The following is an 8,608-nucleotide window of genomic DNA, read 5'->3' as shown; positions in this document are numbered from 1 at the left end:
GTCGCGCCACGCGTTCCACCACCGCTCCGGCCGCTGCCGCCGCGCCGCAGCCGGCGGCCGCCGCCGCTGCCCCGGCCGAGGCGCCCGCCGCCCCGGCCCCGGCCCCGGCCCGTGGCCGTCGCGCCGGTCGTCCCGCCGTCGCCGTGTTCCAGGCGCCGGTCTTCGCGGAGCCGATGTTCCAGACCCCGGAGACCGCCGCCATGGCCGCGGCGGCCGCTGCCGCTGCCGCCCCGGTCGACGAGATCGACGAGGTCGAAGAAGAAGAGATCGAGCTCGAAGCCGAGGCCGTCGTGGCCCCGGCCCCGCAGCCGGCCGGCCGTCGCCGCCGCCGCGGCCGCGGTGCGGCCGCCGAGACCGCCGCTCCGGCGGCCCCGGCCCAGGCCGCGCCGTCCGCTCCGGTCTCGCTGGCCGACGTAGAGCTCTTCGAGGAGGAGTCCGAGGCCGCCGAGCTCGAAGAGGCCGCCGAGGAGGAGTTCGACGAGTCGGGCGACCGCCCGTCCCGTCGTCGCCGTCGCGGTGGCCGTCGTCGCCGTCGCGGTGAGGCCGCCGACCTCGACGAGTCCGCCGAGGAAGAGGCCGAGGCCGAGGAGGCCGAAGAGGAAGAGGCGGAAGAGGACGAGGAGAGCGGGGCCCTCGGCTCCAGCTCCAGCCGTCGTCGCCGTCGCCGTCGTCGCCGCAGTGGTGACGGCGGTACGGACGCCGACGCGGGCGACGAGGACGGCGTGCGCACCGTCGTCAAGGTCCGCGAGCCCCGTCCGGCGCGCGAGCGCTCCGAGTCCGCCGCGGGCGCCGGCTCCACCTCCTCCGACGAGGTCCAGTCCATCAAGGGCTCGACCCGCCTGGAGGCGAAGAAGCAGCGCCGCCGCGAGGGCCGCGAGCAGGGCCGCCGCCGCGTCCCGATCATCACCGAGGCCGAGTTCCTGGCCCGCCGCGAGGCCGTCGAGCGCGTGATGGTCGTCCGCCAGTCGGGCGAGCGCACCCAGATCGGCGTCCTTGAGGACAACGTGCTCGTCGAGCACTACGTCAACAAGGAAGAAGCCACCTCGTACGTCGGCAACGTCTACCTGGGCAAGGTCCAGAACGTGCTGCCGTCGATGGAGGCCGCCTTCATCGACATCGGCAAGGGCCGCAACGCCGTCCTGTACGCCGGTGAGGTCAACTTCGAGGCGCTCGGCATGGCCAACGGGCCGCGCCGCATCGAGTCCGCCCTCAAGTCCGGCCAGTCGGTCCTGGTGCAGGTCACCAAGGACCCGATCGGCCACAAGGGCGCCCGCCTGACCAGCCAGGTCTCGCTGCCCGGCCGCTACCTCGTCTACGTGCCCGAGGGCTCGATGACCGGTATCAGCCGCAAGCTGCCCGACACCGAGCGCGCGCGCCTGAAGACCATCCTCAAGAAGATCGTCCCCGAGGACGCGGGCGTCATCGTGCGCACCGCCGCCGAGGGTGCGAGCGAGGACGAGCTGCGCCGCGACGTCGAGCGTCTGCAGGCCCAGTGGGAGGACATCCAGAAGAAGTCGAACCAGATCTCGACCTCTTCGCCGAGCCTCCTGTACGGCGAGCCGGACATGACCGTCCGCGTCGTGCGCGACATCTTCAACGAGGACTTCTCGAAGGTCATCGTCAGCGGTGACAGCGCCTGGGAGACCATCCACGGCTACGTGAACCACGTGGCCCCGGACCTGTCCGACCGGCTCTCCCGCTGGACCTCCGAGGTCGATGTCTTCGCGACGTACCGGATCGACGAGCAGCTCGCCAAGGCGCTCGACCGCAAGGTGTGGCTGCCCTCGGGCGGCTCGCTTGTGATCGACAAGACCGAGGCGATGATCGTCATCGACGTCAACACCGGCAAGTTCACCGGTCAGGGCGGCAACCTCGAAGAGACCGTCACCAGGAACAACCTGGAGGCGGCCGAGGAGATCGTGCGCCAGCTGCGGCTGCGCGACCTCGGCGGCATCGTGGTCATCGACTTCATCGACATGGTCCTGGAGTCCAACCGCGACCTGGTCCTGCGGCGCATGCTGGAGTGCCTGGGCCGTGACCGGACCAAGCACCAGGTCGCCGAGGTGACCTCGCTGGGCCTGGTCCAGATGACCCGCAAGCGGGTGGGCCAGGGTCTGCTGGAGTCCTTCTCCGAGACCTGCGTCCACTGCAACGGTCGCGGTGTGATCGTGCACATGGAGACCCCGACCGTGGTCGGCGGCGGTGGCAACGGCAAGCGCTCCAAGCGCCGCGGTGGCCGCGCCGACGAGCACGAGCACGACCACGAGATCGAGGCCGTCGAGACGGACGTCTACGAGATCGAGACCGAGGCGGAGGTGGCTGCCGAGGCCGCCGCCCCGATCGCGCTGCCGGAGCCGTCCTTCGTCGCCGACGAGGAGCTGTACGGAAGCGCGGCCGAGGCCGAGGCCGCCGCGGGTCTGAGCGGCCGTCGCAACCGCCGTCGCGCCACCCGCAAGGCGACCGCTCCGGCGGGCGCCGGGCGCGGTGCCGCTGCTGCCGCTGTCGCCGCGGCTCCGGCCCCGGTGGCCGCGCCCGAGCCGGTGGTCGAGGCCGAGATCGAGGTCATCGAGCCCGAGGTCATCGAGGTCGTCGAGGTCGTCGCGGCCCCCGTCGTGGAGCCGGTCGTGGAGGAGGCCCCCAAGGGCCGCACCCGCCGCCGTGCCACCCGTAAGGCGACCGCTCCGGCGGGCGCCCCGGCCGAGGCCGCCCCGGCCCAGGCCCCGGAGCCGGTCGTCGTGCCGGAGCCGGAGCCCGTCGTGGAGCCCGAGCCCGAGCCCGCGCCGGTGGTCGTCGAGACCCCGGCCGAGCCCGTGATCGAGCCCGTGGCCGAGGCCGCGCCGGTCCGTCCGCGTCGCCGTGCCACCCGTAAGGCCACCGCACCGGCCGGTTCCCCGGCGGGCGCGGAGGCGGCCGTGGTGGTCGTCCAGGCGCCGGTGGAGACCCCGGCCGAGGCAGTCGTGGAGGAGGCCGCCCCGGCGGCTCCCGCCAAGAAGGCGGTCCGCAAGACGGCCGCCAAGAAGGCGACCACAGCCACGGCGGCCGCGGCGAAGAAGGCCCCGGCCAAGAAGGCGGCAGCCGCCAAGAAGACCGTCGCCAAGAAGGCGGCGACGGCCAAGACGGCCGCCAAGAAGACCGTTGCGAAGCGGGCCACGAAGAAGACCGCGGCGGCCGAGCAGCAGACGCTGCCCTCCGTCTCGGCTCCCACCGAAGCCTGATCCGCTCCTGATCGTGGGCCCCGCCGAGCGGCGGGGCCCATGGTCATGCGGGACCCGGTTTGACCCTCCGGAACCGGCCCCGTAACCTAGACCGTCGGCATGTTTAGACGATTACGTCTAACGCGCGCCGCGCTCCTGAGCACCTTCCTCCCGCCGAGCAGCATGCGGGAGAGGCCGCTCGTCCAATCCGGATCGGTGTGGGCTTCGGCCCGCCTGAGCGGCTGGCTTCAGGAGCATCCGCCCCGAGTGAGAGAGAGATCCGCGTGTACGCCATCGTGCGCAGCGGTGGTCGCCAGCACAAGGTTGCTGTCGGCGACATCGTTGAAGTTGACAAGATTCCCACCGCCAAGGTTGGCGACACGGTCGAGCTCTCGACCCTGCTCGTTGTCGACGGCGAAGCCGTGACCAGCGACCCGTGGGTCCTGGCCGGCGTCAAGGTCACGGCCGAGATTGTGGATCACCACAAGGGCGTCAAGATCGACATCCTGCGTTACAAGAACAAGACCGGCTACCGCCGTCGCCAGGGTCACCGCCAGCAGTACACGGCGATCAAGGTCACCGGTATCCCCGCGGCTGCGAAGTAAGAGGGACTGAGACATGGCACACAAGAAGGGCGCATCGTCCACCCGGAACGGGCGCGATTCCAATGCCCAGCGGCTCGGCGTGAAGCGCTTCGGCGGTCAGGTCGTTTCCGCTGGTGAGATCCTCGTCCGCCAGCGCGGCACCCACTTCCACCCGGGTTCGGGTGTCGGTCGTGGTGGCGACGACACGCTGTTCGCGCTGCAGGCCGGTTCGGTCGAGTTCGGCACGCACCGTGGCCGCAAGGTCGTCAACATCGTTCCGGCCGCCTGATTCAGCTCCTGCTGATCTGAAGCGTTCGTAACACCCCGAGGGCGGATCTCAGCTCTTTCCGGCGAAGCCGGGAAGAGAGGTCCGCCCTCGGCGCGTTGTCACATAGACACGTTTAATGGGCAGCAAGGCCTGCCCGGGACATTCCCGTATGTATCTGGAGGAACACCCATGACCACCTTCGTGGACCGCGTCGAATTGCATGTCGCCGCGGGTAACGGGGGCCACGGCTGCGCCTCCGTTCACCGGGAGAAGTTCAAGCCGCTCGGCGGCCCCGACGGCGGCAACGGCGGCCGTGGCGGCGACGTCATCCTGGTGGTGGAGCAGGCGGTCACCACCCTGCTGGAGTACCACCACAGCCCCCACCGCAAGGCCACCAACGGCGCGCCCGGCGCGGGCGACAACCGCTCCGGCAAGGACGGCCAGGACATCATCCTGCCCGTGCCGGACGGCACCGTCGTCCTCGACAAGGAGGGCAACGTCCTCGCCGACCTCGTCGGCCAGGGCACCACCTACGTGGCTGCCGAAGGCGGCCGCGGCGGCCTCGGCAACGCGGCGCTCTCCTCCGCCCGCCGCAAGGCGCCCGGCTTCGCGCTCCTCGGTGTCCCCGGCACCGGCGGCGACGTCATCCTGGAGCTCAAGACCGTCGCCGACGTGGCGCTGGTCGGTTTCCCGAGCGCCGGCAAGTCCTCGCTGATCTCGGTGCTCTCCGCGGCCAAGCCGAAGATCGCGGACTACCCCTTCACCACCCTCGTCCCGAACCTGGGCGTCGTCACCGCCGGCTCGACGGTCTACACCATCGCCGACGTCCCGGGCCTGATCCCGGGCGCCAGCCAGGGCAAGGGCCTCGGCCTGGAGTTCCTGCGCCACGTCGAACGCTGCTCGATCCTCGTGCACGTGCTGGACACCGCCACCCTGGAGTCCGACCGCGACCCGCTCGCCGACCTCGACGCCATCGAGGAGGAGCTCAAGCTCTACGGCGGCGGCCTGGAGAAGCGCCCGCGCCTCGTCGTCCTCAACAAGGTCGACATCCCCGACGGCAAGGACCTCGCCGAGATGGTCCGTCCGGACCTGGAGGCCCGCGGCTACAAGGTCTTCGAGGTCTCCGCGGTCGACCGCACCGGCCTCAAGGAGCTGTCCTTCTTCCTCGCCGAGGTCATCGCGAAGTTCCGCGCCCGCAAGCCGAAGGAGGAGGCGACCCGCATCGTCATCCGCCCGAAGGCCGTGGACGACTCGGGCTTCACCATCACCTACGACGAGGCCGAGGACGTGTACCGGGTGCGCGGCGAGAAGCCGGAGCGCTGGGTCCGCCAGACCGACTTCAACATCGACGAGGCCGTCGGCTACCTCGCGGACCGTCTCAACCGCCTCGGTGTCGAGGACGCGCTGCGCAAGGCCGGTGCCCGTGCGGGCGACGGCGTGGCCATCGGTTCCGACGACAACGCGGTCGTCTTCGACTGGGAGCCGACCATGATGGCCGGCGCCGAGATGCTGGGCCGCCGCGGTGAGGACCACCGTCTGGAGGCGCCGCGTCCGGCCACCACGCGCCGCAAGGAGAAGGAAGCCGAGCGCGACTCGGTCCAGAAGGAGTACGACGAGTTCCGTCCCTTCTGACGGAGCCCTTCCCGCTGGCGTTTCCGCCCGGTCCGGGCCCGGTCTCACGACCGGGTCCGGACCGGGCGGCCGGGGCCGGCCGGGCCGCCTGCCGGGCGAATTGTCTTGAGACCACGTTTACCTGCGTGGCCTAGGATCCGAAGGTGACGAGCACCAATACCCCCGGCGTTTCCGTCGTCGTGATCGCGTACAACGACGCAGGGCTCGTGGGCGAGGCCGTTTCCTCGGCTCTCGCCCAGGGCCCCGCGGCTGTCGAGGTCATTGCCGTGAACGATGCGTCCGTCGACGGAACCGGGTCCGTGCTCGACGAACTGGCCGCCCGCCACTCCCGTTTGAAGGTCGTGCACCGCACGGAGAACAGCGGAGGCTGCGGCACCCCGCGCAATGACGGGATCGCGGCCGCGACCGCCCCGTACGTCATGTTCCTGGACAGCGACGACGTGCTCCCCCCGGGAGCCGTCGACTCCCTCCTGCGCGCCGCCGGGGAACACCGCGCGGCGGTCACGGTCGGCGCCTGCGTCCGCCGCGAACTGCCCGCGGGACGCGATGTCCCCTGGATGCCCGGCCTCTACACGCCGGGCGATGTCATCGGCCGGCCGGCCGACCGACCGGAATTGGTCCGGGACACGCTCTGCGTCAACAAGCTGTACGACCGTTCATTCCTCGAAAAGCACCAGATCCGGTTCCCCGACGGCCGGTTCGTCTACGAGGACTTCGTGTTCACCGCCCGCGTGCTGGCCGCCGAGCCCCGCATCGCTGTGATCGGCGACCTCGTCTACGTGTGGCACGTTCGCCGGGACGCCACCCAGGTGTCGATCTCCCTGGACCGCAAGGACGTCGGCAACTGGCGTGCGCGCATCGAGGCGCACCGCACCGCCTCCCGGATCATCTCCGAGTCCTCGCCCGAGCTGGGCCGGGCCTGCCAGGTCAAGTTCCTGGAGTACGACCTGCGCATGTACCTGCGCGAGCTCGGCAAGGATCCCGAGTACCAGGCCGCTTGGTGGGCCGCGGCCCACGACTACCTCGCCGGTTTCGCGGACGCGGACATCGAGGCCGCCGCGGCCCCCGCCCGCTGGGTCGTACGGGTGGTGCGCGCCTGCGAGGTTCCGCCCGCCCCCGCCGACCTTCTCCGGCTGACCGCCTTCGCCGCCGATCCACCCCGGCTGGAGCCCCCGTACACGACCGGCGCCGGCGGGGCCGCGGTCTGGAGCGAGGCCCTGCCCGTGGAACTGGACGGGCTGGCGTGGCTGCCCACGTCAGAACTGCCCGTCATAGTCGATGCCGAGGCGGGCGGCTGCGCGGGAGTGCGGATCCGCGTGCACGACCTGTACGGGCGCCTCGCCGCCGCCGGCCCGCGCACGGCCCAGCTGCGCTTCCTGCCGCGGGGCGACGAGGGGAAGGCGCTGTTCGCCGAGCCGGGGGAGCTGCACCCCGCCGAGGACGGCGGCCAGTGGATCGCGGAACTGCCCTTCCGCCTCACCACGCTGGCGGTCGCCGGGCGCGGCGCGGGCCGGCGAGGCATGCAGGCGTGGGACGTGAAGGTGGGCGTGGAGTGCGCGGACGGGAGCTCCCTGCTCACCTCTCCGCGCCCCCTCGGCGGCCTGCTCCGCCGACGGGTGCTGCCCAGCAGCCGGTACGGTGTGCTGTTGGCGCAGCCCTACCGCACGGCCGGCGGATCGCTGGCGGTGCGCCTCGCGCCCGGAGCCGAAGGCGTCATGAGCCTTGCACGCAACCGCCTCGACCGGGCCCGCAAGAGCCGCGGTTAGAGCGCGGGAACCGGCGGACGCCGGATGAGACAAGAGACGGAACTAGGGAGATACGCATGACCTTTCTGATCACTGGTGGCGCCGGTTACATCGGGTCGCACGTAGTCCGCGCGATGCTGCTCGCGGGCGAGGAGGTCGTGATCCTGGACGACCTCTCCACCGGCAACGCCGACCGTGTCCCGGAAGGCGTTCCGCTGGTGGTCGGTTCCGTGCTCGACCGCAAGGTCCTGGACGACACCTTCGCCCGGCACGAGATCACCGGTGTGGTGCACCTCGCGGGCAAGAAGCAGGTCGGCGAGTCCGTGGAGAAGCCGCTGCACTACTACGAGGAGAACGTGCAGGGCCTCACGGTCCTGCTCGGCGCGGTGGCCGACGCCGGCATCCGCAACTTCCTCTTCTCCTCCTCCGCCTCCGTGTACGGGATGCCCGACGTCGACCTCGTCACCGAGGACACCCCGTGCCTGCCGCTGAGCCCGTACGGCGAGACGAAGCTGGCCGGCGAGTGGCTGGTCCGCGCGACCGGCAAGGCGAAGGGCATGTCCACCGCCTGCCTGCGGTACTTCAACGTGGCGGGGGCCGCCACCCCCGAGCTCGCCGACACCGGTGTCTTCAACCTGGTGCCGATGATCTTCGAGCGGTTCGACAAGGGCGAGGGCGCCCGGATCTTCGGCGACGACTACCCGACCCCGGACGGCACGTGCATCCGTGACTACATCCACGTCGCGGACCTCGCGGAGGCCCACGTGGTGGCGGCCCGCAAGCTCGCCGAGTGGGGCGCGCGGGGCGAGTACGACGACCTCACCGTCAACATCGGCCGCGGCGAGGGCGTTTCCGTCCGCGAGATGGTCGAGCTGGTCAACGAGACCACCGGGCACACCGACCCCGCCTACGCGCCCGTGGTCTCCCCGCGCCGCCCCGGCGACCCGGCGAAGGTCGTCGCCTCCGCCGAGAAGATCTCGTCCGTGCTGGGTTGGAAGGCCCGCCACGACGTCCGCGAGATGATCACTTCGGCCTGGGAGGGCTGGGAGGCCAACCGCAAGGGCTGACCTCAAGGGCTGACCGCCTCCGAGTACGTACGAAGCCGCCCGCCCCCGGGACGGGCGGGGGGGGCGGGCTAGTAGAGAACGGGGTGTCGCGGGTGTGTCGGCGCGTGTACGGGTACAT

6 protein-coding genes are annotated in these 8,608 nt (G+C 71.4%); all 6 read left to right on the top strand.

Annotated features, from left to right (window positions below; translation table 11 throughout):
• A partial coding sequence (locus tag ACFXDJ_RS23205; protein ID WP_384850160.1) for a ribonuclease E/G occupies positions 1–3,215 on the top strand: 3,215 nt, incomplete at its 5' end.
• Between the two features lie 263 nt (positions 3,216–3,478).
• Positions 3,479–3,799: a 50S ribosomal protein L21 gene (gene rplU, locus ACFXDJ_RS23200; protein ID WP_112446572.1), complete on the top strand. Its 321-nt coding sequence runs from the start codon at positions 3,479–3,481 to the stop codon at positions 3,797–3,799.
• A gap of 13 nt (positions 3,800–3,812) precedes the next feature.
• Positions 3,813–4,067 carry a 50S ribosomal protein L27 gene (gene rpmA, locus ACFXDJ_RS23195; protein WP_030013081.1) on the top strand — a complete coding sequence of 85 codons (255 nt, stop codon included), beginning with the start codon at positions 3,813–3,815 and terminating at the stop codon, positions 4,065–4,067.
• Between the two features lie 168 nt (positions 4,068–4,235).
• Positions 4,236–5,678, top strand: a complete 1,443-nt coding sequence (gene obgE / locus ACFXDJ_RS23190; protein ID WP_384663432.1) for a GTPase ObgE — start codon at positions 4,236–4,238, stop codon at positions 5,676–5,678.
• Positions 5,679–5,821: 143 nt separating this feature from the next.
• Positions 5,822–7,444 (top strand): glycosyltransferase family 2 protein, encoded by a 1,623-nt coding sequence (locus tag ACFXDJ_RS23185; protein ID WP_384850158.1) that lies wholly within the window; start codon positions 5,822–5,824, stop codon positions 7,442–7,444.
• Between the two features lie 56 nt (positions 7,445–7,500).
• The gene (galE, locus tag ACFXDJ_RS23180; RefSeq protein WP_384663941.1) at positions 7,501–8,490 is read left to right on the top strand and encodes a UDP-glucose 4-epimerase GalE; all 990 of its coding nucleotides are present in this window, start codon (positions 7,501–7,503) and stop codon (positions 8,488–8,490) included.
• Positions 8,491–8,608: the final 118 nt, after the last annotated feature.

The sequence above is a fragment of the Streptomyces sp. NPDC059443 genome (assembly GCF_042750105.1).
Taxonomy (GTDB): Bacteria; Actinomycetota; Actinomycetes; order Streptomycetales; family Streptomycetaceae; genus Streptomyces.
This window is presented reverse-complemented; position numbering and strand designations above follow the sequence as displayed.